Source organism: Streptomyces sp. STAM6, assembly GCF_054963715.1.
Genome location: NZ_JBUEFZ010000016.1, coordinates 12,514 through 38,723, shown reverse-complemented (window position 1 = coordinate 38,723; position 26,210 = coordinate 12,514). Strand labels below are relative to the sequence as shown.

At 73.9% G+C, this 26,210-nt stretch carries 19 protein-coding genes; 10 read left to right on the top strand and 9 right to left on the bottom strand.

Features of this window, described 5'->3' with window-relative positions; genetic code table 11:
• The first annotated feature begins 195 nt into the window (after positions 1-195).
• Both ACY34K_RS19910 and ACY34K_RS19905 read left to right on the top strand, forming a co-directional pair.
• The gene (locus ACY34K_RS19910) at positions 196-1,143 is read left to right on the top strand and encodes an SGNH/GDSL hydrolase family protein (protein WP_462748880.1); all 948 of its coding nucleotides are present in this window, start codon (positions 196-198) and stop codon (positions 1,141-1,143) included.
• Positions 1,140-4,778: a hydantoinase B/oxoprolinase family protein gene (locus ACY34K_RS19905; RefSeq protein ID WP_462748877.1), complete on the top strand. Its 3,639-nt coding sequence runs from the start codon at positions 1,140-1,142 to the stop codon at positions 4,776-4,778. The genes ACY34K_RS19910 and ACY34K_RS19905 overlap by 4 nt, the downstream gene beginning before the upstream one ends.
• A gap of 12 nt (positions 4,779-4,790) precedes the next feature.
• On the opposite strand, the gene ACY34K_RS19900 is transcribed toward ACY34K_RS19905, so the two are convergent.
• Genes ACY34K_RS19900 through ACY34K_RS19885 form a run of 4 tightly spaced genes read right to left on the bottom strand, consistent with a single transcriptional unit; the run spans position 4,791 to position 8,342 of the window.
• The gene (locus tag ACY34K_RS19900) at positions 4,791-5,654 is read right to left on the bottom strand and encodes a 5-oxoprolinase subunit C family protein (protein WP_462748875.1); all 864 of its coding nucleotides are present in this window, start codon (positions 5,652-5,654) and stop codon (positions 4,791-4,793) included.
• On the bottom strand, positions 5,651-6,277 hold the full coding sequence (pxpB, locus tag ACY34K_RS19895) for a 5-oxoprolinase subunit PxpB (RefSeq protein ID WP_462748873.1): 627 nt from the start codon (positions 6,275-6,277) through the stop codon (positions 5,651-5,653). The genes ACY34K_RS19900 and pxpB overlap by 4 nt, the downstream gene beginning before the upstream one ends.
• Positions 6,274-7,038, bottom strand: coding sequence for a LamB/YcsF family protein (locus ACY34K_RS19890; RefSeq protein ID WP_462748871.1), 765 nt, complete (start codon positions 7,036-7,038; stop codon positions 6,274-6,276). Before ACY34K_RS19890 ends, pxpB begins: the two co-directional genes overlap by 4 nt.
• Positions 7,039-7,061: 23 nt before the next feature.
• Positions 7,062-8,342, bottom strand: a complete 1,281-nt coding sequence (locus tag ACY34K_RS19885) for an MFS transporter (protein ID WP_462748870.1) — start codon at positions 8,340-8,342, stop codon at positions 7,062-7,064.
• 182 nt (positions 8,343-8,524) lie between these two features.
• Here ACY34K_RS19885 and ACY34K_RS19880 point away from each other — a divergent pair, with 182 nt between their 5' ends.
• The 4 genes from ACY34K_RS19880 (at position 8,525) to ACY34K_RS19865 (ending at position 16,757) form a co-directional block, all read left to right on the top strand.
• Positions 8,525-9,238 carry a GntR family transcriptional regulator gene (locus ACY34K_RS19880; protein ID WP_462748869.1) on the top strand — a complete coding sequence of 238 codons (714 nt, stop codon included), beginning with the start codon at positions 8,525-8,527 and terminating at the stop codon, positions 9,236-9,238.
• A gap of 87 nt (positions 9,239-9,325) precedes the next feature.
• On the top strand, positions 9,326-10,870 hold the full coding sequence (locus ACY34K_RS19875) for a hypothetical protein (RefSeq protein WP_462748867.1): 1,545 nt from the start codon (positions 9,326-9,328) through the stop codon (positions 10,868-10,870).
• 46 nt (positions 10,871-10,916) lie between these two features.
• On the top strand, positions 10,917-11,960 hold the full coding sequence (locus ACY34K_RS19870) for a hypothetical protein (RefSeq protein ID WP_462748865.1): 1,044 nt from the start codon (positions 10,917-10,919) through the stop codon (positions 11,958-11,960).
• 48 nt (positions 11,961-12,008) lie between these two features.
• Entirely contained in the window at positions 12,009-16,757 is a 4,749-nt protein-coding gene (locus ACY34K_RS19865; protein ID WP_462748863.1) for a hypothetical protein, read from the top strand.
• A gap of 179 nt (positions 16,758-16,936) precedes the next feature.
• On the opposite strand, the gene ACY34K_RS19860 is transcribed toward ACY34K_RS19865, so the two are convergent.
• The gene (locus ACY34K_RS19860; RefSeq protein ID WP_462748861.1) at positions 16,937-17,335 is read right to left on the bottom strand and encodes a hypothetical protein; all 399 of its coding nucleotides are present in this window, start codon (positions 17,333-17,335) and stop codon (positions 16,937-16,939) included.
• Between the two features lie 384 nt (positions 17,336-17,719).
• Between ACY34K_RS19860 and ACY34K_RS19855 the strand changes: the two genes are divergently transcribed.
• From ACY34K_RS19855 to ACY34K_RS19840, 4 genes are read left to right on the top strand one after another with little or no spacing between them, the layout of a single operon-like run.
• Positions 17,720-20,476 (top strand): nitrate- and nitrite sensing domain-containing protein, encoded by a 2,757-nt coding sequence (locus ACY34K_RS19855; RefSeq protein WP_462748859.1) that lies wholly within the window; start codon positions 17,720-17,722, stop codon positions 20,474-20,476.
• Positions 20,473-20,901, top strand: a complete 429-nt coding sequence (locus tag ACY34K_RS19850; protein WP_462748858.1) for a roadblock/LC7 domain-containing protein — start codon at positions 20,473-20,475, stop codon at positions 20,899-20,901. Before ACY34K_RS19855 ends, ACY34K_RS19850 begins: the two co-directional genes overlap by 4 nt.
• Positions 20,902-20,912: 11 nt before the next feature.
• Positions 20,913-21,344 (top strand): DUF742 domain-containing protein, encoded by a 432-nt coding sequence (locus tag ACY34K_RS19845; protein ID WP_462748856.1) that lies wholly within the window; start codon positions 20,913-20,915, stop codon positions 21,342-21,344.
• On the top strand, positions 21,325-21,930 hold the full coding sequence (locus ACY34K_RS19840) for a GTP-binding protein (protein ID WP_462748853.1): 606 nt from the start codon (positions 21,325-21,327) through the stop codon (positions 21,928-21,930). Before ACY34K_RS19845 ends, ACY34K_RS19840 begins: the two co-directional genes overlap by 20 nt.
• Before the next feature lie 72 nt (positions 21,931-22,002).
• Here the strand turns inward: ACY34K_RS19840 and glpK are convergent, their stop codons facing one another.
• The 4 genes from glpK to ACY34K_RS19820 all read right to left on the bottom strand — a co-directional run bounded on the left by glpK (position 22,003) and on the right by ACY34K_RS19820 (position 26,149).
• Complete coding sequence (glpK, locus tag ACY34K_RS19835) at positions 22,003-23,508, bottom strand: glycerol kinase GlpK (RefSeq protein ID WP_462748850.1); 1,506 nt, start codon at positions 23,506-23,508, stop codon at positions 22,003-22,005.
• 16 nt (positions 23,509-23,524) lie between these two features.
• Entirely contained in the window at positions 23,525-24,286 is a 762-nt protein-coding gene (locus ACY34K_RS19830) for an MIP/aquaporin family protein (protein WP_462748848.1), read from the bottom strand.
• A 229-nt stretch (positions 24,287-24,515) separates the two neighbouring features.
• Positions 24,516-25,703 (bottom strand): lipid-transfer protein, encoded by a 1,188-nt coding sequence (locus tag ACY34K_RS19825; RefSeq protein ID WP_462749035.1) that lies wholly within the window; start codon positions 25,701-25,703, stop codon positions 24,516-24,518.
• Positions 25,700-26,149, bottom strand: a complete 450-nt coding sequence (locus ACY34K_RS19820; RefSeq protein ID WP_462748846.1) for a Zn-ribbon domain-containing OB-fold protein — start codon at positions 26,147-26,149, stop codon at positions 25,700-25,702. The genes ACY34K_RS19825 and ACY34K_RS19820 overlap by 4 nt, the downstream gene beginning before the upstream one ends.
• Positions 26,150-26,210 lie beyond the last annotated feature (61 nt).

Here is a 26,210-nt window from a genome sequence, read left to right as displayed (position 1 = left end):
CCGCGCCCTCGGCCAGGCCCCGGACGGTGCCTCTGACCGTGTCTCCGACCGGTTGACGGGCGGCGTCCCTGACCGTGCCCTCGACCGGTCCGCGGATCGTGCCGTCGACCGGGCCACGGGCCGTGCCCTCGACCGGTCCACGGGCCGCGCCCCTGACCGCGTCCCCGACCGGTCCACGGACCGGGAGGTGCCGGCATGACCGCCACGACCACCCTCGCGGCGGTACCGGCTGAAACGGTGCCCGCCGCATCCACCCCACCCACCGCCCCCGTCGTGCCGCAGGCGCGGGCCGTGCGGTATGCCGCGCTCGGCGACTCCCTCACCGCCGGGCTCGGCGACCCCGTGGGGGACGGCTGGCGAGGGTGGGCGGCGCTGCTGGGCGAGGGGCTCTCGGACGGCGCCCCGGGCGCGGAGTTCCGCAACTTCGCCGTCAGCGGTGCCCTGACCCGCGACGTCGCCGAGAGCCAGGGCCCGCGGGCGGCCGCGTACCGGCCGGACATCGCGTCGGTCGTGGTCGGGGTCAACGACACCCTGCGCCGTACCTTCGACATCGTCGAGCTCGCCGCCCACCTCGACGAGGTCTGCGCGGCGCTGTCCGCCCAGGGGGCCGTGCTCCTGACGGCATGTCTGCCGGATCCGGGCAGCATGCTCGGGCTGCCCCCACCGCTCGCGCGGCCGCTGGCCCGGCGGCAGCGGTCCGTCAACGCCGTCGTCCACGCCGTGTCGGCCCGCTACGGCGCCGTGCACCTGCACATGGCGGACGCCGAGTGGGTGGCGGACCGGGCCCTGTGGAGCGCGGACCGGCTCCACCCCGGCGAGCGCGGCCACCGGACGATCGCCGCCCGGTTCCACGCGCTCCTCGCCGACCGGGGCCTGGCCACCGGCACCCCGCCCGGCCGCGAGCCCGAGCAGCCGCCGCCGACCCGCGCCGACACGCTGCGGTGGCTGGCCACGGCCGGCACCGGCTGGGTGGTCAGACGCTGCCACGATCTGCTGCCCCAGCTGCTGCGGCTGGCCGGAGCGGAGGTACGCCACTGGGCGCGCGGCACCGGCGCACTGCTCGACGCGGGCGCCGAACAGTCCCTCGCGGCCGCGCTCGCCGCCGTGTCGGGGCACGCTCCCCTTGCCAGAATGGGGGAATGAGCGGGCGCTGGGAGTTCTGGATCGACCGAGGCGGCACCTTCACCGACATCGTGGGCCGGCGCCCCGACGGGCGTCTGGTCACCCGCAAGCTCTTGTCGCACGACCCCGAGCGGTACCGGGACGCCGCCGTCGCGGGAATCCGGCTGCTGCTCGGGCTCGGCCCGGACGATCCCGTACCCGCCGACCGGATCGCCACCGTCAAAATGGGCACCACCGTCGCCACCAACGCCCTGCTGGAGCGCCGCGGCGAGCCGACCGTCCTCGTCGTCACCGAGGGCTTCCGGGACGCCCTGCGCATCGCGTACCAGAACCGGCCACGCCTCTTCGACCGGCACATCGTGCTTCCCGAAGCGGTCTACGACCGGGTCATCGAGGTCCCCGAGCGGATCGACGCCCACGGCACCGTCGTGCGGCCCCTGGACCTGGCCGCCGTCACCCGCGACCTCGCGGCCGCCCGGGACGACGGCTTCCGCAGCGCCGCGGTCGTGCTGATGCACGGCTACCGCCACCCCGACCACGAGGTGCGGGTCGCCGGCGCGGCCCGTGAGGCGGGCTTCACCCAGATCAGCTGTTCCTACGAGGTCAGCCCCCTGATCAAACTGGTCCCGCGCGGAGACACCACGGTCGTCGACGCGTACCTCTCACCGATCCTGCGCCGGTACGTCGACGAGGTGGCCGCCGAACTGGCCGGCATCCGGCTGATGTTCATGCAGTCCAACGGCGGACTGCGGGAAGCCGCGCACTTCCGCGGCAAGGACGCCGTGCTCTCCGGCCCCGCGGGCGGCGTCGTCGGCATGGCCCGCACCTCCGAACAGGCCGGGTTCGCCCGGGTGATCGGCTTCGACATGGGCGGTACGTCCACCGACGTGTCCCACTACGCGGGCGCCTTCGAACGCGAACTCGGCACCCAGGTCGCCGGTGTCCGCATGCGCGCCCCCATGATGAACATCCACACCGTCGCCGCCGGCGGCGGATCGATCCTCCACTTCGACGGCCGGCGCTACCGCGTGGGGCCCGACTCCGCCGGGGCGGTCCCCGGGCCCGCCTGCTACCGGCGCGGCGGCCCGCTGACGGTGACCGACGCCAACGTCATGCTGGGCCGCGTCCAGCCGGACCACTTCCCCGCGGTCTTCGGCCCGGACGGCGACCAGCCCCTCGACGCGGACACCGTGCGCCGGCGCTTCACCGAACTCGCCGATGAGGTGGGGAAGCACACCGGAACCGCCCGTTCCCCCGAGGAGGTCGCCGCCGGTTTCCTGGAAATCGCCGTCCTGAACATGGCGAACGCCGTCAAGAAGATCTCCGTCCAGCGGGGACACGACATCACCCGCTACGCGCTCACCAGCTTCGGCGGTGCCGGCGGCCAGCACGCCTGCGCCGTCGCCGACGCCCTCGGTGTCGACACCGTCCTCGTACCGCCGCTCGCCGGGGTGCTCTCCGCGTACGGCATCGGACTTGCCGACGCCACCGCCATGCGCGAACACTCCGTCGAGGCCCCGCTGGACGACACCACCCACGCGCGCGTGCGTGACCTGTGCGCCGAACTCGCCCGGCGGACCACGGCCGACCTGCGCGCCGACGGACTGGCCGACGACGCCATCAGCACCCACGCGCGCGTGCTCGTCCGCTACGCGGGCACCGACGCGAGCCTCCCGGTAGCCCTGGGCTCCGTCACCGCCATGAGGGAGGCATTCGAGACGGCCCACCGCGCGAGGTACGCCTTCACCATGGACAAGCCGCTCGTGGTGGAGGCGGTCTCCGTGGAAGCGGTCGGACAGGCCGGCCCGCACGGCGCGGTCGTCGTCGGACAGACCCCCGGCGAAAGCGGTCCGGTGGCGCAGGAGACCGGCCCGCGGCCGCGTGCGACCGTGGGCGTGTACGTCGACGGAGCGCGCCGCGACACCCCGCTGTACCGGCGCGAGGACCTGCGGCCCGCCGGCACGGTGACCGGGCCGGCCGTCATCGCCGAGGCCGACGCCACGACCGTCGTCGACGCGGGCTGGCAGGCCACCGCCACCGACTCGGGCCACCTGCTGCTCACCCGCGCCGTCCCCCGCCCGGCCCGCACGGCGGTCGGCACCGACGTCGACCCGGTCCTCCTGGAGGTCTTCAACAACCTCTTCATGGCGATCGCCGAACAGATGGGCGTCCGCCTGGAGAACACCGCCCACTCCGTCAACATCAAGGAACGGCTCGACTTCTCCTGCGCCCTGTTCGACGCGGACGGCAACCTGATCGCCAACGCCCCCCACATCCCGGTCCACCTCGGCTCGATGGGGGAGTCGATCAAGGAGGTGCTGCGCCGCAACCACGGCACCATGCGGCAGGGCGACGTGTACGCGATCAACGACCCGTACCACGGCGGCACCCATCTGCCCGACGTCACGGTCGTGACCCCCGTCTTCGATCCGGAGGGGACGCGGCTGCGTTTCCTCGTCGCCTCGCGCGGACACCACGCGGAGATCGGCGGCATCACGCCCGGTTCCATGCCCGCCTTCAGCCGCACGGTCCACGAGGAGGGCGTCCTCTTCGACAACTGGCTGCTCGTGCGGGACGGCCGGCTGCGCGAGACCGAGACCCGCCGACTGCTCACCGAGGCCCCGTACCCCTCCCGCGACCCCGACACCAACCTGGCCGACCTGCGGGCCCAGATCGCGGCGAACGAGAAGGGCATCGAGGCACTCCACAAGATGGTGGAGCAGTTCGGGCTCGACGTCGTCCACGCCTACATGCGGCACGTCCGCGACAACGCCGAGGAGTCCGTCCGGCGCATCGTGGCCACCCTCCGGGACGGCACCTGCCGCTACGAGACGGACGGCGGCGCCGTCATCCGGGTCGCCCTGCGCGTCGACCCCGAGCGGCGCGGTGCCGTACTGGACTTCACCGGCACCTCGCCGCAGCTGCCCGGAAACGCCAACGCGCCCATGTCCGTCGTCATGGCGGCGGTGCTGTACGTCTTCCGGACCCTCGTCGCTGACGACATCCCGCTCAACAGCGGCTGTCTGGAACCCCTGGAGGTCCTCGTCCCGGACGGTTCGATGCTCGCCCCGGCGTATCCGGCCGCGACCGTCGCGGGCAACGTCGAGACCTCGCAGGCCGTCACCGGCGCCCTGTACGCGGCGCTCGGTGTCCAGGCGGAAGGCTCCGGCACCATGAACAACGTGACCTTCGGCAACGACCGGGTGCAGTACTACGAGACGGTCGCCGGCGGCTCCGGGGCCGGCGACGGCTTCCCGGGGGCCGACGCCGTGCAGACCCACATGACCAACTCCCGCCTCACCGACCCCGAGGTGCTGGAGTGGCGCTACCCGGTCAGGGTCGACGCCTTCGCCGTGCGCGACGGCAGCGGCGGACAGGGCCGCTGGCGGGGCGGGAACGGGGTGGAGCGGCGCATCCGCTTCCTCGAACCGATGACGGTGGCGCTGCTGACCGGGCACCGGCGGGTGCCCCCGTACGGCATGGCGGGCGGCGGACCGGGCGCGCTCGGCGAGAACAGCGTGGAGCGCGCGGACGGCACGACGGAGCCGCTCGGCGGGGTCGACGCGGTGGACGTCGGCCCCGGGGACGTCCTCGTGGTCAGGACGCCCGGCGGCGGCGGGTACGGCGCCCCCGGGGACCGCCCGGACGGGCACTGACCGCGCGCCCGCTCACCGGAACGGCACGAACCGCACCGGCGTCCCCGGCACCGCCTGCGCTGTGGCGGCAAGATCCGCCTCCCGCACCACCGCCACCACCGGATAGCCGCCGGTCGTGGGATGGTCGGCGAGGAACACCACCGGACGGCCGTCCGGCGGGACCTGCACCGCGCCCAGCACCATCCCCTCACTGGGCAGTTCACCCCGGACGGCGCGCTCCAGGGAGGGTCCCTCGGTGCGCAGCCCGATCCGGTTGCTCGCCGGCGACACCCGGTACACGCGCGTGGTGAGGCCGAGCAGCGCCTCTCGCGTGAACCAGTCGTGGCGCGGCCCCAGGCGCACGCGCAGTACCAGTTCGTCAGGCGGGCCGGGCCAGGGCGCCGCCTCGAACCGCGGAGTCCCGCCACCCGGCCGGCCCAGAGGCAGGACCGCCCCCTCGCTCAACGGTGCGGGCCCCAGTCCGGACAGCAGGTCCGTGGACCGGCTGCCCAGCACCGGATCGGCCGCGACGCCGCCGGCGAACGCCACGTAGGAGCGCAGGCCGCGCACCGCCGCGCCCACCTCCAGCAGGGCGCCCGGGGCGAGCCGCACCGCGGCACCCCACGCCACCGGCCGCCCGTCGACCGTGACCGGGCACGGCGCGCCGCCCACCGCGACCGTCACCGCGCACCGGGGCCGTACCGCGCACCCGTTGACCGTGGTCTCCAGCACGGCGGCGTCCGGCGGGTTGCCGACGAGCCGGTTGACCAGCCGGCTCGCACCCGGGTCGAGGGCACCCGACCGGGGCACCCCCAGGTGGGCGTGGCCGTACCGCCCCAGGTCCTGCACGGTGGTGAGCGCCCCGGCCCGTACGACGGCGAAGGCCCGGTCGGTCATCGGGCCTCCGGTCCCACCGGCACGAAACGGACCCGCGCGCCGGGCGACAGCAGCGCGGCGGGCTCCCGCGCGGGGTCCCACAGCACCGCGTCCGTCGTGCCGATCAGCTGCCAGCCGCCGGGGGACGGGCGCGGGTACACCCCGGTGTACGGCCCCGCCAGCGCCACGGAGCCGGCCGGCACCGTCGTGCGCGGGGTGGCTCTGCGCGGCACCTCGTACCGCTCGGGCAGCCCGGTCAGATAGCCGAACCCGGGGGAGAAGCCGCAGAACGCCACCGTGAACGCGACCGCCGAGTGGATCTTCGCGACCTCGTGCGGTGCCACGCCCCAGAGTGCGGCCACCTCCGGGAGATCCGGCCCGTCGTACCGGACCGGCACCTCGACGGCGGGTTCCTCGCGCGCGCGGAGGGGCGCGATCTCCCACCGGGCGACCTCGGCGGCCAGTCGCCCGGGATCGGCCACCCCGTCGAGCAGTACCGTCCGGGCGGCGGGGACGATCTCCCGCACGGCCGGCAGCAGGCCGGCCGCCCGGCGGCGCAGCAGCTCGGCGTGGAAGGCCCGGGTCTCCTCACCGCCGGCGAGTTCCACGAGCAGGGCCCGCTCGCCCACCGGCAGGGTCCTCATACGAAGGCCTCCACACGCACCCCGGCCGCCTCGAGCCGGTCCCGGACGCGCCGGGCCAGTTCCACCGCGCCCGGGGTGTCGCCGTGCAGACACAGCGAGCGGGCCCGCACCGGCACCGGGCGCCCGCACGCGGAGGTGACGACACCGAACCGGGCCATGGACACCGACCGGTCCACGACGGCCGCCGGGTCGGTGACGACGGCCCCTTCCCGCGTGCGCGGCACCAGCGTGCCCGCGGCGGTGTACGCGCGGTCGGCGAACGCCTCGGTCACCACGGGCAGGCCCGCCTTGTCGGCCGTCTCGTGCAGCCGCGAGCCGGGCAGCCCCAGCACGGGCAGCCGTTCTCCGGTCAGCAGGACGCCGTCGACGACGGCCTGCGCCTGTTCCTCGTCGTGCACGACGCGGTTGTAGAGGGCGCCGTGCGGCTTCACGTACGACACCCGTCCCCCGGCGGCCCGCGCGAAGACCTCCAGTGCGCCGATCTGGTACGCCACTTCGGCGGCCAGCTCGTCCGCGGGGACGTCCATGGAGCGCCGGCCGAAGCCGGCCAGGTCGCGGTAGGAGACCTGGGCGCCGATGCGGACCTTCCGCTCGGCGGCGAGGTCACAGACGCGCCGCATGGTCGCCGCGTCCCCGGCGTGGAAGCCGCAGGCGACATTGGCGCTGGTGACGACGGACAGCAGTTGTTCGTCGTCGGTCAGCGTCCAGCGGCCGAAGCCCTCTCCGAGATCGGCGTTCAGGTCGATCGACGCCCAGGTCATGGTGGTGTCTCCTCGTGCTCGCGTCAGGTCAGCTCGCGACCGCGGGTCTCGGGCAGGCCGAGCAGCGCCAGCACGGCGATGCCGTACCCGACGGCGCCGAAGACCAGTGCTCCGCCCACGCCCCAGCTGTCGGCCAGGAAGCCGACCAGGGTGGGGAAGAACGCGCCCACCGCGCGGCCGGTGTTGTACGTGAACCCCTGGCCGGTGCCCCGGACCGCCGTCGGGTAGAGCTCGGCGAGGAAGGAGCCGAACCCGCTGAAGATGGCCGACATGCAGAACCCGAGCGGAAAGCCGAGGACCAGCAGCAGGCCGTTCGCCCCGGCCGGGATGTTGGTGTAGGCGAGGATGCACAGCGCCGAGAGGAACGCGAAGAGCGCGATGTTGCGCTTGCGGCCCAGCCGGTCCGTGAGATAACCGCCCGTGAGATAGCCGATGAAGGCGCCGGATATGAGGAAGGTCAGATACCCGCCCGTGCCGACGACGGTCAGGCCACGTTCGCCCTTCAGATAGGTGGGGACCCACGTGGCGAGCGTGTAGTACCCGCCCTGGACACCGGTGGAGAGCAGCACGGCGAACAGCGTGGTGCCCAGCAGTCCGGGGCGGAAGATCGCGGTGAACGAGCCCCGCCCGGCGCTCCTGGCCCGTGCCTCGGTGACGTGCGGCGCGTCCTGCACGTTCCGCCGGATGTAGATGACCAGCAGGGCGGGCAGGGCGCCGGTCCAGAACATCACGCGCCACGCGGTGTCGGGGTCGAGGAAGTGGAACACCAGCGTGTAGACGATCACCGCGAGTGCCCAGCCGGCCGCCCACGCGCTCTGGATGCCGCCGAGCGTACGCCCGCGGTGCTTGGCCGAGGCGTACTCGGCGACCAGGATGGCGCCGACCGCCCACTCGCCGCCGAAGCCGATGCCCTGCAGGGCGCGGAAGACCAGCAGGGTCTCGTAGTTGGTCGCGAAGCCGCACAGGACGGTGAAGAACGCGTACATGATCACCGTGGCCATCAGCGCCTTCACCCGCCCGACGCGGTCGGCGAGGATGCCGGCGAGCACACCGCCGACGGCCGAGACGACCAGCGTGACGGTGGTGAGGAGCCCGGTCTGGCCGCTGTCCAGGCTGAAATAGGCGGCGATCGCCACCATGCTCAGCGGCAGCGTGAAGAAGTCGTAGGAATCGAGGGCGTAGCCGCCGAACGCGCCGCCGAAGGCGCGCCGGCCGCGCGGGCCGAGGGCCCGCAGCCAGGCGAACGCGCCCGTGTCCTCGGGGCGTTCGCCCTGGGTGGCCTGAGGGGTTTGGGTCGTACTCATCTTCACCTCGCAGAGAGGGGGAGGAGCCGTAGCCGTGCGGTGCCCACAAGGTAGGGGATTGTTGAACGATCCGACAAGGGGCTTGTTCCCTCGTTCCCGCGTCGGTCTTTCCTTCTACGATGGACGGCGAGGGGTCGTCCGCGGACGGCGCCCGGGGCGGCGACGGACGAGAAGAGGGTGCTGTGCGAACGACGGGCTCGAGCTCCGAGCCGGCCGGCGGGCTGGAGGGCGACCGCGCGCTGCTGGGCCGCACGAGCACCGCGGAACGGGTCGCCGACATCCTGCGCACCCGCATCGCCGAAGGCTTCTTCCCGCCGGGCACCCGGCTCTCCGAGGACAGCATCGCCGGCGCGCTCGGCGTGTCCCGCAACACCCTGCGCGAGGCCTTCCGGCTCCTCACCCACGAGCGGCTGCTCGTCCACGAGCTCAACCGGGGGGTGTTCGTCCGGGTCCTCGCGGTCGAGGACGTCATCGACATCTACCGCACCCGCCGCCTGGTCGAGTGCGCCGTCGTGCACGGCCTGGGCGAGCCGCCCTTCGCCCTGGACGGGCTGGTCCTGGCCGTCACGGGCGGCGAGCGGGACGCGCGCGACGGGAACTGGAAGGGCGTCTCCACGGCCAACATCCACTTCCATCGCGAGCTGGTGGCCCTCGCCGGAAGCGACCGCACCGACGAGCTGATGCGCGGCGTCCTGGCCGAACTCCGGCTCGCCTTCCACATGGTGGACGACCCCCGGGCACTGCACGAGCCCTATCTCGTTCGAAACCGGGAGATTCTGGACGCCTTGCAGGCAGGGGAGCGGACCACGGCGGAACGCCTGCTCGTGGCCTACCTCGACGAATCCCGCACCCAGCTGGTCGAGGTCTACGCGCACCTGGTCGACAGCGCGGGCTGACCCGCCCGCCGCGCCGCCGCCCGGCCGGGGCCGGGGGCTTCTGCGCCGTTTCGACCGCTGTCAGTGCGAGGACCTAATCTGTGCACCGTGACTTCGCCTGCCTCGACGGAATTCGTTCCGCCCCAGCTCAGCGCGGGGCCGCGGCCCGCGCAGGGCCCGGCCGCCGACGAAGGGCTGGCGCGGCGCCTGCGCGCGCTCGCGTGCACGGCGCCGCTGCACGACCTGGACGCCCGCAAGGCGAACCTCGCGGGGGAGTACTCGATCTACGCCATGGCGGAGGTCGCTCTCGCCGCGATCGACCTCGTCACACTCAACATGGACTTCGACACCGGCGCCGACCACGAGCAGATCGTCGCCCGGCTGCTGCCCCGCGTCGCCGCCCAGGCCCCGCAGCGGCCCGCCGCCGAGCACGAGCGGGTCGCCCGCTGGGTGCTGGAGAACCTGATCAACGTCGGCAGCGTCGACCGCGGCTTCCGCGCCGTGTACGGCACCTTCGGCACCGACGGCGTCTATGTGCGCCGCGACTACGACTTCAAGCTCATCGAGGAAGTCCCCGGCTACGGCGGCGCCGTGTACCTGCGCACCACCGACGAAGCGGTCAACGTCCTCGTCGGAGCCCTCGACACCGACGTCACCAGCGCCCAGATCGCCGCCGAGGTCAAGCTGGAGGTGCTGATCAGCCGGGGCCGGCTCGCCGACGCCCAGCTCGCCGCCGAGCAGGCGCGCTACCGCACCGTGCAGTACGCCGAGACACTCCGCAAGACCCTGGAGGCCACCCGGCGCAACGTCCGCGCGGTCGACTGGCTCAACGCCGTACCGGACATGATCGACGAGGCGCTCGACCACGTCGCCGACCGGTACCGCCACGAGAACGCCATCCTGACCAACATCCGCAAGGCCCGCGACGAAGCCGAAGCCGCGTCCGACGCGAAGACGGCGGAGCACAAGCGGCGCGCGGCCGAGCTCGTCGACATCGTCAAGGACTGCATCCGCCGCCACACCCAGCTGCAGTCCCGCCTCCTGGAAGCGGGGCCCCTCTTCCGTGCGGAGCAGGACCGGCAGGCATTCGCCGGGCCCACCGCGCGCGCGGGCCTCGACCTGTACGGACAGCTGGTCGCCCCCCTGCTGCCGCTGCCCGTCGAGCAGTCGATCCGCGTCACCGACGTGTACTTCGCCCACGGAACCGGTCTGCGCACCCCCGGCTCGGTACGGATCACCGACCTCGTCGACCTGCTGCTCACCCCGCCGGCCGAGCGCGAGCACCTCGGCGCGGAGATGCCCGAGCCCGATCTGATCGCCACCCCCGACGACAGCCGGTTCAGCGAGGAGCAACTGGCGAGCGCCATGCGGCTGCTCGACCTGGAGCACGACGCCCCGCGCCGGCTCTCGGGGCTGCTCGCCGAGGCCCGCCGGCGCGACCCCGAACTGCCCTATCTGGTGGCCCTCCTCGCGATCCACGCCGCGAGCCCCCCGGTCGGCACCGCGTACCGCCAGGGCGAGCAGCGGCTGCTCTTCGCGGTCGACGACGGCACCGAGCTCGACGACCCGGAGTTCGGCGGCGCCGACCTGATCGTCGGCACGGCCCTCCTGGACGCCGCCGGCATGGCCGCGGACCGAACGGACACCGCATGACGTCCCCAGCGACACCGATCTCCACCCCCACCAAGGAGCCCCAGCCGTGAGCGACCACCACGCAGAGCACGCCGACGCGTGGAGCGAGCCGGACGCCCCGCACGCGGCCCCCGAGGCGCCCGCTCCCCAGGGCGGCGCACCCGACGGCGACCCGGCCGGCCCCACCCACCCGACGGCATCCGGCCCCGCCGCGGCACCCTCGCACCCCGCGCGGCTCGCCCACGGAGGCCTGTCCGCCCACCCCGGCGGGACCGGGCACACCGGCGGCGCCGTCACGCCCGCCGACGCGGCCGACGCCGCCCGGCTGGTCAGCTTCGGCCTGCAGCCCAAGCTGCTGCCCGCCCGCGACGCCGAATACGCCGACCTCCTCCGCCGGTACCGCGAGGAGCCCGCCTTCGCGCGCCTCGCCGACGCGATCGCCACCGGCCTCGGCCTCGTCGTCCTGGAGGTCTCCCCGCGCGCCGGCATGGCCGTCACCGCCGCGGAGGACTCCGTCTTCGCCGTCCGCATGGGCGACTACGCCCGCCGCGCCTCGGCCGACTCCGCCGACCGGTTCCTGCACGGCCTCGCCCACCTCGCCGTCGCCGCCATGGCGTTCCCCCGCCCCGAGGACCTCGCCGACGACGGCTACATCGGCCGGATCACCGTCAACGGCGTCGACGCCTTCGTACGCCAGGCCTGCCGCCGCCTCGAGGAGCGCGCCGAGGAACAGGGGGAGAACACCGACCCCGCCTCCGACGCCCCCGGCCTCGAGGCGGCCTGGCGGATCTACGCCCGCCGCAGCGCCACCGGCGCCACCAAGGACGCCCGCCGGCTCGCCGGCTCCACCACCGGCATCATCGGCAAGGCCGTCGCGTTCCTCACCGACTCCGGCTTCCTCCAGCGCACGGGCGACGAGGGCGGCGGCTCGTACCGCACGACGGCCCGCTACCAGCTGCAGGTCAGGGACATGGCGGGCAGCGCCGCCCTGGCCGAGCTCCTGGAGCTCGGCGTCGTCCCGGTCAGCGACGGCTCCGCCACCCTCCTGCCCCCGCCGGACGGCGACGACCTGGACCTCGTCGCCGACGCCGGTCTGCCCTTCCACGCGTAACCGCGCACCGCGCCACACCACAGCACACACGACTGAGAGTCCGCCGCCATGTACGAGCTGTCCCGGGTCCGCCTCTACTCCATCGGGCCCGCCGGTGCGCGCTACGCCGACACCGTGCTGGACCTGCGCGGAGTGGGCGAGCCGGTGCCCCACCCCGCCCCCACCCAGGCGGAGTTCTTCGAGGAGGAGCCCGTCGGCCCGCCGCGCCGGCCGGCTCCCGCGGGCGTGCTCTTCCTGGAGAACGGCGGCGGTAAGTCCGTCCTGCTCAAGCTGATCTTCTCGGTCATGCTGCCCGGCCACCGCAACACGCTCGGCGGCGCCAGCTCGGGCGTCCTGCGCAAGTTCCTGCTCGCCGACGACTGCGGCCACGTCGCCCTGGAGTGGCAGCACACCCTCACCGGAGAACTCGTCGTCGTCGGCAAGGCCAGCGAATGGCGCGGCCGCCAGGTCTCCAACGACCCGCGCAAGTTCGCCGAGGCCTGGTACTCCTTCCGCCCCGGACCCGGCCTCAGCCTCGACTCGCTGCCGGTCGCCGAGGCCACCTCCGTGCGCCCGCCCGCCGAGGGCACCTCCGGCGCCCAGGGCCGCCGCCGCACCATGAAGGGATTCCGCGACGCGATCACCGAGGCCGGCAAGGCGTACCCGCACCTGGAGGTGTACTGGGAGGAGATCCACGACCGCTGGAACGAACACCTCGGCGACCTCGGACTCGACCCGGAACTCTTCCGCTACCAGCGGGAGATGAACGCCGACGAGGGCGAGGCCGCCGGCCTCTTCGCGGTCAAGAAGGACTCCGACTTCACCGACCTGCTGCTGCGCGCCGTCACCGACACCCGGGACACCGACGGCCTCGCCGACCTGGTCGGCGGCTTCGGGAACAAGCTCGGCCGGCGCGCCGAACTCACCGCGGAACGCGACTTCACGGCCGGTTCCGTCGACCTGCTCGGCCGGATCGTCGAGGCGGCCGACACCCGCGCCCGCGCCCGTGACATCCACACCGGGGCCGAGCGGCGCACCCGCACGCTCGCCCGCCGGCTCTCCGCCCGGGCCGCCGGGGAACGCGGCCGCGCCGCCGAGCTCGCCCAGCAGGTCACCGCCGCCGCCCACACCGTCACCGAGGCGGAGGAGGCCCGCGGCCGCGCCTCCCTCATCGCCGCCGAACTGGCCTACCGCCACGCCTCACTGGCCCTCACCGCGGCCGAGAAGGGCGCCGCCGCCCAGCGCCGCGAGCTCACCGACGCCCGCACCCTGCACTCCGCCTGGCAGGCAGCCGAGGCGGTGCTCCGCCACCGGGCGGCCGCCGACCGCTCGGCGCGCGTCGCCGCCGCGATCCGCGAGGCCGAGCGGGACGCGGCCCCCGCGCTCGCCGCCCGCGCCAAGGCCGCCGCCGACCTCGTCCGCGCCCTGCACGCCGCCGCCGAGGAGGGCGAGCGGCACGCGGGCGAGGAGGAGGAGCGCTCCGCCGCCCTCCAGGAGGCGGGCGAGACCGCGCACCGCGACGCCACCGCCGCCGCAACCGAGGCCCAGCGTGCCCGCAGCGAAGCCGGCCACTTGCGCCAGCGCCTCGCCGAGGTCGAGCAGGAGACCGCCGAAGCGGTCCGGGCCGGCTGGCTCGACGACACCGCGCCCGACGCAGATCCGGCCCGCGCGGCGCTCGCCGCCAGCGACGCCGAGAAGACCACCGTCGCCGCCTGGGACGCCGCCCGCGACGCCGCGCGCACCGCCGCGGAGCGCGCCCGCGAGGCGCAGGGCGCAGAGAGCCGTGCCGAACTGGCCGCCGCCCGTGCCGCCGATGCCGCCACCGCCGCCGAGAACGCCTACCAGGCCGAGCGCCGCGCCGCCGAGTCCCTCGCCGCCGAGGAGCGCCTCGCCGAGCTGCTGAGCCTGCCGCCCGCCAGGCCGTCCGGTGCCACCACCGTGCCCGGCCCCCGTCGTGCCGCGGCCGGGACGGACGACGCCACCGGACACCCCGACGACGCCACCGGCGGCCCCGGCGACGCGGACACCGATGCCGCCGACCCCCGGGCCACCCGAACCGGGGCCCGCCCCGCCGCCGAGGGTCCCCTCAGTGCCGAGGACCTCGACCGGTACGCCGACGAACTGCGCGAACTCCTCGACCAGAACATCGCATCCGCCGAGCGCAAGCTCTTCGACCTGCGCACCGCCGCCGCCGACGACTCCCGCATCCTCGGTGCCCTCGGCGACGGCGGACTCCTGCCCCCCGGCCCCGACGTCCTCGCCACCGTGGAGTACCTCGGCGAGCAGGGCATCCCCGCTCTCCCCGGCTGGCGGTACCTCGCACAGGCCGTCGACCCCGCCGACCACGCCGCCGTCCTGGCCGCCCGCCCCGAGCTCGTCGACGGCGTCGTGATCACCGACCCCGTCTCGTACGCCCGGGCACGCGACGTCCTGGCCGGCGCGGCGCTGCTGCCGCGCTCCGCCGTCGCCGTGGGCACCGCGGCCGCGCTCCTCGCGCCCGTGCCCGGCCCGGCGACCGGCACCGAAGGCGATGTCTTCCTCGTCCCGCCCAACCCGGCCATGCACGACGAGCACGCCGCGGACGAGGAGCGCCAGGCGCTGCGTGCCCGCGCCGCCGCGCGCGACGAGGAGATCCGTTGCCTCGCCGCCCGGCTCACCGGCGACCGTTCCCTCGCCGCCCGCATCGGCTCCTGGCGCGCCGACTGCCCGCCCGGCATGCTCGCCGAGCTCGCGACCGCCGCCACCGCCGCGCGCGAGACCGCCGAAGCCGCCGAGGCCACCCTCGCCGAAGCCCGCGCGGCACGGGCGGAGGCCGACGAGGCCGCCGCCGACACCGCGCGCGTGCGTGACGAGCGGCAGGAAGCCGCGCAGCGCGCCCGGCGCGTCGCCGACGCGCTCGCCGGCCTGGCGTTCCGGCTCCGCGAGCGGGCCGGCTGGCAGGCCCGGCTGCGCGAACTGGCCGACGAGGCGGCCGAGTCCGAGGCCAAGGCGCAGACCTGCCTGGAGCGGGCCCGCGCCGCCGACCAGGACCGCCGCGCCGCCCAGCGGGCCGCCGACGACGCCCACCGCACCGCCCGCGCCCTGCGCGCCGAGCGGGCCGAGATCGCAGGCGCCCCGGACAGCATCCCGGAGGACGAGGACGCCCCCCGCGTCCCCCTGCCCGCCCTGCGGGAGGCCTACCGCGCAGCCTCCCAGTTGTACGAGAAGGTCGGCGTCGGCGCCGACCTGCGCGCCGAACAGGCCCGCGCGGAGGGCGACGAGAGCGCCGCCCTGGCCGAGCTCGACCGGCTCACCAACAAGGTCCGCACCCGCGCCGCCCAGCTGCTGGAGGGCACCGACGGCGCCGACGGCCCGTCCCGCCAGGCCGCCGCCGCCCGCGCCGAGTCCCTGGTGCAGATGCTGGAGACCCGGGCCTCCGAGGCCAGCGAGAAGCTGGGCCGGCTGCGCGGCGAGGCGGAGCGCCTGGCACCCGCCGACGGCGAGGCGCACACCGAACTGCCCGACGAGCTGATCCCCGCCGACGCCGACCACGCCCAGACCCTGCTCCGCACCGCCACCGGGGAACTGGCCGCCCGCAGCGACGCGCTGGAGACCGCCCGCGCCACCCACGCCCGGCTGCTCCAGGCCCACCGCGCGGCCGAGGACGCGGCCGGGGGGTTCGACGAGACGGCCGCCCTCCTGCGCGATCTGCTCCGCGAGCACACCGACGAGGACGCGGAGGCACCCGAACCGTACCCGGGCACCCTGGAGGAGGCCCGGCAGTCCGCCACCGAGGCCCGGCGCTCCCTGCGCGGCTGCGCCGCCGACCTGTCGGCCGCCGACGGGGCGGTGCGGGAAGCCTGCGACGTGCTGGTGCGGCACGCGAACTCCACCCGCTACGAGCAGGTCCGCACCCCCGCCCGCCAGCAGATCCGCGAACTGCCCGCGGCCGCCCTGCCCGAGCACGCGGCCAAGTGGGCCGAGGCCTTCGCGCCCCGGCTGCGGGTCCTGACCGACGAACTCGCCCAGCTGGAGCGCAACCGCGACTCCATCGTCGACCGGCTGCGCGGCCTGGTGGAGTCGGCCCTGACCACACTCCGCTCGGCCCAGCGGCTGTCCCGGCTCCCCGAGGGCCTCGGCGAGTGGTCCGGCCAGGAGTTCCTGCGCATCCGCTTCGAGGAGCCCGACCAGGCCACCCTCGTCGAACGACTCGGAGAGGTCATCGACGAGGCGACCCGCGCGGCCGTCAAGAAGAACTCCGACCTGCGCCGCGACGGCATGTCGCTGCTGCTGCGCGGCGTCCACGCCGCCCTTCACCCCAAGGGCGTCGCCGTCGAGATCCTCAAGCCCGACGCGGTGCTGCGCGCCGAGCGGGTCCCCGTCGGACAGATGGGCGACGTCTTCTCCGGCGGCCAGCTGCTCACCGCCGCCATCGCGCTGTACTGCACGATGGCCGCCCTGCGCAGCAACGACCGCGGGCGGGACAAGCACCGGCACGCCGGCACGCTCTTCCTCGACAACCCGATCGGCCGCGCCAACGCCACCTACCTGCTGGAGCTCCAGCGGGCCGTGTCGGACGCGCTGGGCGTCCAGCTCCTCTACACGACAGGCCTGTTCGACACCACCGCGCTCGCCGAGTTCCCGCTGGTCATCCGGCTGCGCAACGACGCCGACCTCCGCGCGGGCCTGAAGTACATCAGCGTCGAGGAGCATCTGCGGCCCGGACTGCCGCAGCAGAACCCGGAGGGCGAGACGGTGCACGGCGAGATCACCGCCACCCGGATGTTCCGGCGCACCCCCGCCGAGCAGGCCGCACCGGTGACCGACCAGGGCGAGTGAGGCGAAGCGGTGGCCCCGGCCACAGGCAGGGGGCGCCCGGGCCGCGAGGCGCGAGCGGCCGGCCGGGGTGCCTCCTCCCGGCGGGGCGTAGAGGCAGGATCGCCCGTCGGCGCACACGAGAGGTTCCCCGGTGGGGTTCCGCCGGCGAAGCCAGGCGGAGAAGGGGGAGAACCGGGCCCCTAGAGAGAGGCAAGGGTCCCCGAGCCGCGTTGTCGTACCCGGCGCGCCTCGCGGGCCGCGGTCCTGGCCGCCCGTCGTGCCCTGCGCCGCTCCCGGCGCAGCTGCCGGGCCGTACTGCTCGGCACCGACACCACTCCGTGGCGCTGGTTCCAGACCTGCCGGGTCACCCACACGTCCAGGACCGCCCAGGTCGCCACCACCGTGCTCGCCACACCGCCCAGCACCATCGGAAACGCCAGCCACGACCCGGTGACCGAACAGAAGAACGCCACCATCGCCTGGATCAGCGTCACCGCCGTGATGAGCACGGCACGCACCGCCGCCGTACGGACCGGGTCCGGCAGCCTCCGCCGTACCGCCGGTTCCTCCACCCACAACTCATGCCGCGCCGTCGACATCGAACCGCCACTCCCCACACAAGGCCGTCTCCAGATTGGCTGCCCGTCTTGAGGCGTTTCACGCCGACAGTCCCCGCCTCCCCTACGGACGACGAACGATCCGCGGCGAAGATTCCCCCGGCACTCCCCGCCCCACGCCTCGGAACGAAAAGTTCCAGCCAACCGCCCACATCGGCGATGTGACGCCCCGCCAGGTTTCATGTACCACAAGTGCCATGGCAACTCGCCGAATACCAGGACAAGCCATGATCAACTCGCCATCCTCCGGCCGAAAATCGCCCGGACGCGCCTTCGAGTTGTCCGTGATGCAGTAGTAGGCTCGCGCCGTTTGTTGATGTGTTGATGTGTACACCCGCGCCGGACGGGTGCGAGCTGGGGGAGGCCATGCGCTTTCGCGGGAAGTCGATCCGCAGGAAGATCGTGGCCTTGCTGCTGGTGCCGCTCGTCTCCCTGACCGGCCTCTGGGGATTCTCGACACTGCTCACGGGCCGCGAGGCGGACCAGCTCCTGGACGTCGGCTACATCGTGCGGAAGATCGGATACCCCCTCGAGGACACGGTCCGCGTCATCCAGGAAGAGCGCCGCCAGACCCTCGTCTACCTGGCCGACCCCCGCGCCTCCGACGCACTCCCCACCCTGCGCACCGACCGCCTCGCCACCGACCGGGCCATCGCCCGCATCCGGCACAACGCGCAGGACTCCGACCTCACCGAAGCGCTCCAGCCGACGGCGGCCCCCCGTCTGAACTCCCTCCTCGGAGCCCTCGACGGCATCGGCGCCCTGCGCCGCTCCGTCGAGAACCGCGCCATCGGACGGATGCAGGCCCTCGACTTCTACAACCGCCTCGTCGACCCCTGCTACGGCTTCCTGCTGAGCCTCCACGCCCTGGAGAACGTCGAGATGGACAAGCAGGGCCGCGCCCTGGTCGGTCTCGCCCGCGCAAGGGAGATGCTCGCCCGCGAGGACGCCCTGGTCGTCTCCTCCCTCATCAGCAAGCGCGTCACCGCGGAGGAGATCCGCGCGATATCCGACCTCGTCGCCCACCGCGAGCTCTTCTACCAGGTCAACCTGGAAGTCATGCCGGTGTCCGAGCGTGAGATCTTCCAGCTCTACTGGAACAGCCCGGACACCGAACCACTGCGCGACGCGGAAGACGCGCTCATAGCCGCCGGCCCCTCCGACACCCCACGCACCACCGACGCCACCCAGTGGCAGGACCTCGCCGCCCCCGTGCTCGGCGACCTCGCCGTCGAGAACACCGAGGCCGGCGACCGCTACCAGGACCGCGTCCAGCCGGCCGCCTACAGCGTCCTCCTCAAAGCCGGAATCGCCGGCGTCCTCGGCTTCCTCGCCCTCCTCGTCTCCGTCATCGTCTCCGTACGCATCGGCCGCGATCTCGTCCGCGACCTGCGGCGGCTGCGCAAGGAGGCCCAGGAGGTCTCCGGAGTACGGCTGCCCAGTGTGATGCGGCGGCTCGCCGCAGGCGAACACGTCGACGTCGAGACCGAGGTGCCGCGCCTGGAGTACGACAAGGACGAGGTCGGCCAGGTCGGCCACGCCCTCAACACCCTTCAGCGCGCCGCCGTCGAAGCCGCCGTCAAACAGGCCGACATGCGCCGCGGCGTCTCCGAGGTCTTCGTCAACCTCGCCCGCCGCAACCAGGTCCTGCTGCACCGGCAGCTCACCCTCCTCGACACCATGGAGCGCCGCACCGAGGACACCGAGGAACTCGCCGACCTGTTCCGGCTCGACCACCTCACCACCCGTATGCGCCGGCACGCCGAGGGCCTCGTCATCCTCTCCGGCGCGGCCCCCTCCCGGCAGTGGCGCAAGCCCGTCCAGCTGATGGACGTCGTACGGGCAGCCGTCGCCGAGGTCGAGGACTACGAGCGCATCGAGGTACGGCGCCTGCCGCGCATCGGCGTCGGCGGCCCCGCCGTCGCCGACCTCACCCACCTCATCGCCGAACTCCTCGAGAACGCGACGGTCTTCTCGCCGCCGCACACCGCGGTCCAGGTGCACGGCGAGCGCGTCGCCAACGGCTTTACCCTCGAGATCCACGACCGCGGCCTCGGCATGCCCCCCGAAGCACTGCTCGACGCGAATCTGCGCCTCGCCGAGACCCCGGAGTTCGAACTCTCCGACACCGACCGTCTCGGCCTGTTCGTGGTCAGCCGGCTCGCGCAGCGCCAGCAGGTGCGCGTCTCCCTTCAGCCCTCCCCGTACGGAGGGACCACGGCGGTCGTCTTCATCCCGGCCACGCTGCTCACCGACGCGCCCGACACCGAGGGCACCGGTTTCCGGCTCGACCGCAAGAACGGGGACCTCCCACCCCGCCGCGCCGCGCTCTCCCGGGTCCCCTCCGGCCGTTCCGCCACCGGCCCCTCCGTGCTCGACGGCCCGGTCGAACTGGAGGCGCCCGTCGGGTCCCTCGGCTTCGACGACCGCGTCGAAGGGGCACTCGACGACCGCCTGGGCGACATCGAGGAGATCGAGAGCGAACGCGGCGGACTGTTCCGCGCCCGCGGGTCCCTGCGCCCGGTCACCGACCGCGCGCCCGACCGTTCCGCCGACCGCGCGTCCGACCGCCCGTCCGCCCGGCCCGCCGTCCCGGTGGACCTTCCCGCGCGCCGCCCGGCGGCCGAGCACGAACAGCACCAGCAGGCTTCCGACCAGGCGCCGGAGCGCCGTACCGGCCTCGTCCCGCTGCCGCGCCGCAGAACCTCCCGGACACCGACCCTGATCGCGGACCGCGGCAGGCGCCTCGACGAGAACGGCCGCACCCACCCGGCGCCCGGCGCCGCCGCCCCGGACGCGCCGGGGACGGCCGGCCCGCCCCCGGGCGGCGACCGGCCCACTGACCACGCGCCCGACCAGGCCACCCTGACCCTCGGCGGCCTGCCCCGCCGGGTGCGCCAGGCCAGCCTGGTCCCGCAGCTGAGGGAGGAGACCGGGCGGCCCGCCGCCCCGGCCGCCCCCGAGGACACGGACGACGGGCGTGACGCGGAAGAAGTACGCAACCGCATGGCCGCGATGCAGCGCGGCTGGCAGCGTGGCCGCCGGCAGAACGCCGAGGGCGACCCGGCGGCCGGCCGCGGCGAGACAGCACCAGGAACGACACCGGAGGGGGACGGTCGATGACCGCACCGAACGCCGCAGCACCCAATTCAACCGGCGAGCTCAACTGGCTCCTCGACGAGCTGGTCGATCGGGTCGGCTCGATCCGCAAGGCCCTGGTGCTCTCCAGCGACGGCCTGGCCACCGGCGCCTCCAAGGACCTCGGCCGCGAGGACAGCGAGCACATGGCGGCCGTCGCCTCCGGGTTCCACAGCCTCGCCAAGGGCGTCGGACGGCACTTCGACGCCGGGCGCGTCCGGCAGACCGTCGTCGAGCTCGACGAGGCCTTCCTCTTCGTCACGGCCGCCGGCGACGGCAGCTGCCTCGCCGTGCTGGCGGACGCCGACTCCGACGTCGGCCTCGTGGCCTACGAGATGACGCTGATGGTGAAGCGGGTCGGCGCCCACCTCGCGACGGCACCGCGGACCGGTCTGCCCGCCGGAGGGTGAGGGGGGATGCGATGAGAGACGCAAGCGGCACGCACGCCCACAGACGGCGGAGGCACGAGCGGCAGGACGCGCACCACTGGTTCGACGACGACGCGGGCCCGGTGGTGCGCCCGTACGCGATGACCCGCGGTCGCACCAGCACCGCCACCCGGCACCGCCTCGACCTGATCGCGGTCGTCGTCCCCGAACCCGCGGCCGACGACCCCGGGCGTGACCAGACGCTCTCCCCGGAGCATGTGGAGATCGTCGAACGCTGCAGCGACCTGCCCCAGTCGATCGCCGAACTCGCCGCCGGACTCGACCTTCCCGTCGGGGTGGTCCGGGTCCTGGTCGGCGACCTCGTCGAGGACGAGCTCGTGCATGTAACCCGTCCCGTTCCGCCGGCCGAACTGCCGGACGTGAACATTCTCCGTGAGGTGATCAATGGCCTTCGGGCGCTCTAGCCGCAAGAAGCGGCCGGTCGAGCCGGTGACGCTGAAGATCCTCGTCGCGGGTGGCTTCGGCGTGGGCAAGACCACCCTGGTGGGCGCGGTCAGCGAGATCCGGCCCCTGCGCACCGAGGAGACGCTGACCGAGGCGGGCCGGCCCGTCGACGACCTGCACGGCGTCGAGAGCAAGTCGACGACCACGGTCGCGATGGACTTCGGGCGGATCACGCTCCGCGAGGACCTGGTGCTCTACCTGTTCGGCACACCCGGCCAGGACCGCTTCTGGTTCCTGTGGGACGAACTTGCCCAGGGGGCGCTCGGCGCCGTGGTGCTCGCCGACACCCGGAGGCTGGAGGACTGCTTCGCGGGGATCGACTACTTCGAGCGGCGCGGCATCCCGTTCGCGGTGGCCGTGAACTGCTTCGAGGGCGAGGACCGGTACCCGGCCGGGACGGTACGCGCGGCGCTCGACCTCGACGACGAGGTACCGCTGATGATGTGCGACGCGCGTGACCGCGAGTCGGTCAAGCAGGTCCTGGTCGCGGTCGTCGAGCACGCGCTGGTCGTCGCCGACCGCCGACCGCAGCCGGTCGCCACCTGACCCCCGCGCCGGGCGGCGAGGACACGGCCCGTACCCCCACCGACAGGGGTACGAGCCGTGCGCACCGGTCGGTCACCCCTCCTCGTGCCAGCCGAAGCTGCGCTCCACCGCCTTGCGCCACCTGCCGTACTCGCGTTCGCGCGCCCCGGCCTCCATACGCGGCTCCCACGCCACATCGCGCCGCCAGTGCGCCTTGAGCTCGTCCAGGCCCGACCAGACACCCGTCGCCAGCCCGGCCGCGTAGGCCGCGCCCAGACAGGTCGTCTCGGCGACCCGCGGGCGGATCACCGGCACCCCGAGCACATCGGCCTGGTGCTGCATCAGCAGATGGTTCGCGGTCATGCCGCCGTCGACCTTCAGCGAGGTGATCCGGACGCCCGAGTCCTGATACATGGCGTCCACGACCTCGCGCGTCTGCCAGCTGGTCGCCTCCAGCACGGCCCGCGCGAGATGCGCCTTGGTGACGTAGCGGGTCAGCCCGGTGACCACGCCACGGGCGTCGGCCCGCCAGTACGGCGCGTACAGTCCGGAGAAGGCCGGCACGATGTACGCCCCGCCGTTGTCCTCCACGCTCGCCGCGAGCGTCTCGATCTCGTCGGCGCTGCGGATGATGCCGAGCTGGTCCCGGAACCACTGCACCAGCGCGCCGGTGATCGCGATCGACCCCTCCAGGCAGTAGACCGGCGCCGCGTCACCGATCTTGTAGCCGACGGTGGTGATCAGACCGTTCTTCGACGCCACCGGACGGCTGCCCGTGTTGAGGAGCAGGAAGCTCCCGGTGCCGTAGGTGTTCTTGGCGCTGCCGGTCTCGTAGCAGGCCTGGCCGAAGACCGCCGCCTGCTGGTCGCCGAGCGCCGAGGCCACCGGCACGCCCCGCAGCGGGCCGACCGCCGTGCCGTAGACCTCCGCCGAGGACCTGATCTCCGGCAGCACCGCCTCGGGCACGTTCATCGCCGCGAGGATCGAGGTGTCCCACTGGAGGGTCTCCAGGTTCATCAGCATCGTGCGGGAGGCGTTGGTGACGTCGGTGACGTGGACGCCGCCGTCGGTGCCTCCGGTGAGGTTCCAGACGAGCCAGGAGTCGATGGTGCCGAAGGCGATCTCACCCCGCTCGGCGCGGGCCCGCAGGCCGGGCACCTCGTCCAGCATCCAGGCGGCCTTGGGCCCCGAGAAGTAGCTCGCCAGGGGGAGTCCGGTGGCTTCCCGGAACCGGTCCTGGCCGTCCGTGGCACCCAGTTCCGCGCACAGTGCGGATGTGCGGGTGTCCTGCCACACGATCGCGTTGTGCACCGGCTTGCCCGTGGCCCGGTCCCACAGGACGGTCGTCTCGCGCTGGTTGGTGATGCCGAGGGCGCTGAGCTGCCCGGCGTGAAGGCCGGCCTTGGCCATCGCTCCGGCCACCACGGCCTGGACCTTGGACCAGATCTCGGTGGCGTCGTGCTCGACCCAGCCCGGCCGGGGAAAGATCTGACGGTGTTCGCGCTGGTCGACGGCGACGACGGCGCCGTCCTGGTCGAAGATGATGCAACGGCTGGACGTGGTGCCCTGGTCGATCGCGGCGACGAATCCGTCCGTCATGACAATCCCCTTGTCGCTAGAAAGCCGCGTTGAAGACGAGCCCGGCGAGCAGACCGCCGATGAGCGGGCCGGCCACCGGGACCCATGCGTAGCCCCAGTCGGACGTCCCCTTGTTGGGGATGGGGAGCAGCGCGTGGGCGATGCGCGGCCCCAGGTCTCGGGCCGGATTGACGGCGTAGCCGGTCGGCCCGCCCAGCGACATGCCGATCCCGGCGACCAGCAGCGACACCAGCAGGATGGAGATGCCCGAGCCGTAGATGCCGGCGTCCTGGCCCGGGATCTGCCCGATGCCGATGCCGTCGTTCCTGCCGAAGGCCAGGATCGGCAGGACCAGTGCGACTGTCGCGATGATCTCGGTCGTGAGGTTGGCGACCGGATCACGGATCTCCGGGCCGGTGGAGAAGATCCCGAGCGTCGGCTGAGCGGTCCTCGCGTCGGAATTGGCCCGGAACTGTGCGTAGTACACCAGCCAGGCCAGCACCGCCCCGAGGACCGCGCCGACCATCTGCGCCAGCATGTACAGCGGCACCTTGTCCCATTCGCCGGTGTCGACGGCCACGCCGACCGTCACCGCCGGATTCAGGTGCCCGCCGGAGAGCGGGGCGGCCGTGTAGGCACCCGCCAGCACCCCGAAGGCCCAGCCGAACGCGATGACGACCCAGCCCGCGGCCTTGGCCTTCGAGAAGTTCAGTGTGACGGCCGCGCACACACCCGCGCCGAAGAGGATGAGGATCGCGGTGCCGATGACCTCACCGGCGAAGATGTCTCCATTGCTCATGGCGGCTCCTAGCTCGCCCGGGGCGACGGCCCCGGTTCTCCGTGCAGGGTGCGTGCTCCATGGCGTGCGGCGATGCCGACGAGGAGGCAGTTTTCACTGCTCATGACAGGGCGTCAAGGTCGCCTTCCGTTACGGCAGTTCACGGGTGATGCCGGACCCGTCGTACGGGACGCGAGGCGGCGTGCCGGCTCCCGCGCCCGAAGGGGGCGGTACGCGTGGGGGAGCGGGCTCAGCGCACGGCGACGACGGCCGAACCGTGCCCGAAGAGCCCCTGGTTGGCGGTGATCCCGGTGCGCGCGCCCGGAACCTGCCGGTCGCCCGCCTCGCCCCGCAGCTGCCGGGTCAGCTCGCAGACCTGGGCGATGGCCTGGGCGGGCACCGCCTCCCCGAACGAGGCGAGCCCCCCGCTGGTGTTGACCGGGACGCGTCCGCCGAGCGCCGTGGCGCCCTCGCGCAGCAGCTTCGCTCCCTCGCCCTCCCCGCACAGGCCGATGTCCTCGTACCACTCGAGTTCCAGCGCGGTGGAGAGGTCGTACACCTCGGCGAGTGACAGGTCCTCGGGGCCGACACCCGCTTCCTCGTACGCGGCCCGGGCGATCGACGCGCGGAACGGCAGCGGCCCGGGCGCCACCGCCGCCGCCGAGTCGGTGGCGATGTCCGGCAGGTCGAGCACGGTACGCGGATAGGTGGGGGTGACGGTCGACACGGCCCGGATACGGACCGGGCCGGGGACTCCGTGTCGCCGCGCGTAGGCCATCGAGGACAGCACGAGGGCGGCGCCGCCGTCGGAGGTGGCGCAGATGTCGAGCAGCCGCAGCGGGTCGGCGACGACGGCGGACGCGGCGACCTCGTCCGCGGTCACCGTCCTGCGGTAGCGGGCGAGCGGATTGAGCGCCCCGGCTGCCGCGTTCTTCACCTTGACCCGGGCGAAGTCCTCGGGCGTGTCTCCGTACACGGCCATGCGGCGGCGGGCGTAGAGCGCGAAGTACGCCGGGTTGGTCGCCCCCAGCACCCGGAACCGCAGCCAGTCCGGATCGTCCGGCCGGTCACCGCCGGCGGGTGCGAGGAAGCCCTTCGGCGCCGCGTCCGCGCCCACGACGAGCACCACTTCGGCGAGGCCCGCCAGGATCTGGGCCCGGGCGGTGGCGATGGCCTGCGCGCCCGAGGCACAGGCCGCGTACACGCTGGTGACCCGGGCGCCCTGCCAGCCGAGCGCGCGGGCGAACGTCGCTCCGGCCACATACCCCGGATAGCCGCCGCGGACGGTGTCGGCGCCGACCACCGACTGGACGTCCGGCCAGCCGACGCCCGCGTCGGCGAGCGCGGCACGGGCCGCCGCCGTCCCGTACTCGACGAAACTCCGGCCCCATTTGCCCCACGGGTGCATGCCCGCGCCGAGGACGGCGATGTCGTTCATCGGCCGGCCACCGGCCGCCAGTGCCACGTCGTCCACACCGTGTCCGCGTCCTCGTTCAGGACCCCGGGGACCACCTCGACCTCCATACCGACGGCGAGATCGTCCACGCCCACGCCGGGCGCGGCCTGGCCGAGCACCACCATGGCCTCGGCGGCGAGCTCGACCGCGACCAGCGTGTACGGCTCCCAGCGGGCCGCCGGGTCGGAGACGTACGGGGCGGGCGGCCGGTATCGGCCGTCGGTGTACGACCAGACGCGCCCGCGCCGGGAGAGCGGCACCTCCGTGAGTTCCCCGCCCGCACAGGCCGGGTTGCGGCAGAGGGCGTCCTCGCGCGGGAAGAAGACCGCCGAGCAGGCGGAGCAGCGGGTGCCCAGGAGGCGGAAGTCCTCCTCGCCGCCCTCGTGGGTGAACCAGCCGGCCACCACGGGTGTGCGCGTCCGCGTCAAAGCCCCTCCCGGCATGCGGCAGTTATCTGACGGTACGTCAGAAGTGTGCCACGGGCGGCCG

Bases quoted from the DNA above. Each gene is read 5' to 3' on its own strand.
- ACY34K_RS19910 (WP_462748880.1), top strand. From the start codon at position 196: ATGACCGCCACGACCACCCTCGCGGCGGTACCGGCTGAAACGGTGCCC.
- ACY34K_RS19905 (WP_462748877.1), top strand. From the start codon at position 1,140: ATGAGCGGGCGCTGGGAGTTCTGGATCGACCGAGGCGGCACCTTCACC.
- ACY34K_RS19900 (WP_462748875.1), bottom strand. From the start codon at position 5,654: ATGACCGACCGGGCCTTCGCCGTCGTACGGGCCGGGGCGCTCACCACC.
- pxpB (WP_462748873.1), bottom strand. From the start codon at position 6,277: ATGAGGACCCTGCCGGTGGGCGAGCGGGCCCTGCTCGTGGAACTCGCC.
- ACY34K_RS19890 (WP_462748871.1), bottom strand. From the start codon at position 7,038: ATGACCTGGGCGTCGATCGACCTGAACGCCGATCTCGGAGAGGGCTTC.
- ACY34K_RS19885 (WP_462748870.1), bottom strand. From the start codon at position 8,342: ATGAGTACGACCCAAACCCCTCAGGCCACCCAGGGCGAACGCCCCGAG.
- ACY34K_RS19865 (WP_462748863.1), top strand. From the start codon at position 12,009: ATGTACGAGCTGTCCCGGGTCCGCCTCTACTCCATCGGGCCCGCCGGT.
- ACY34K_RS19860 (WP_462748861.1), bottom strand. From the start codon at position 17,335: ATGTCGACGGCGCGGCATGAGTTGTGGGTGGAGGAACCGGCGGTACGG.
- ACY34K_RS19855 (WP_462748859.1), top strand. From the start codon at position 17,720: ATGCGCTTTCGCGGGAAGTCGATCCGCAGGAAGATCGTGGCCTTGCTG.
- ACY34K_RS19850 (WP_462748858.1), top strand. From the start codon at position 20,473: ATGACCGCACCGAACGCCGCAGCACCCAATTCAACCGGCGAGCTCAAC.
- ACY34K_RS19845 (WP_462748856.1), top strand. From the start codon at position 20,913: ATGAGAGACGCAAGCGGCACGCACGCCCACAGACGGCGGAGGCACGAG.
- ACY34K_RS19840 (WP_462748853.1), top strand. From the start codon at position 21,325: ATGGCCTTCGGGCGCTCTAGCCGCAAGAAGCGGCCGGTCGAGCCGGTG.
- glpK (WP_462748850.1), bottom strand. From the start codon at position 23,508: ATGACGGACGGATTCGTCGCCGCGATCGACCAGGGCACCACGTCCAGC.
- ACY34K_RS19830 (WP_462748848.1), bottom strand. From the start codon at position 24,286: ATGAGCAATGGAGACATCTTCGCCGGTGAGGTCATCGGCACCGCGATC.
- ACY34K_RS19825 (WP_462749035.1), bottom strand. From the start codon at position 25,703: ATGAACGACATCGCCGTCCTCGGCGCGGGCATGCACCCGTGGGGCAAA.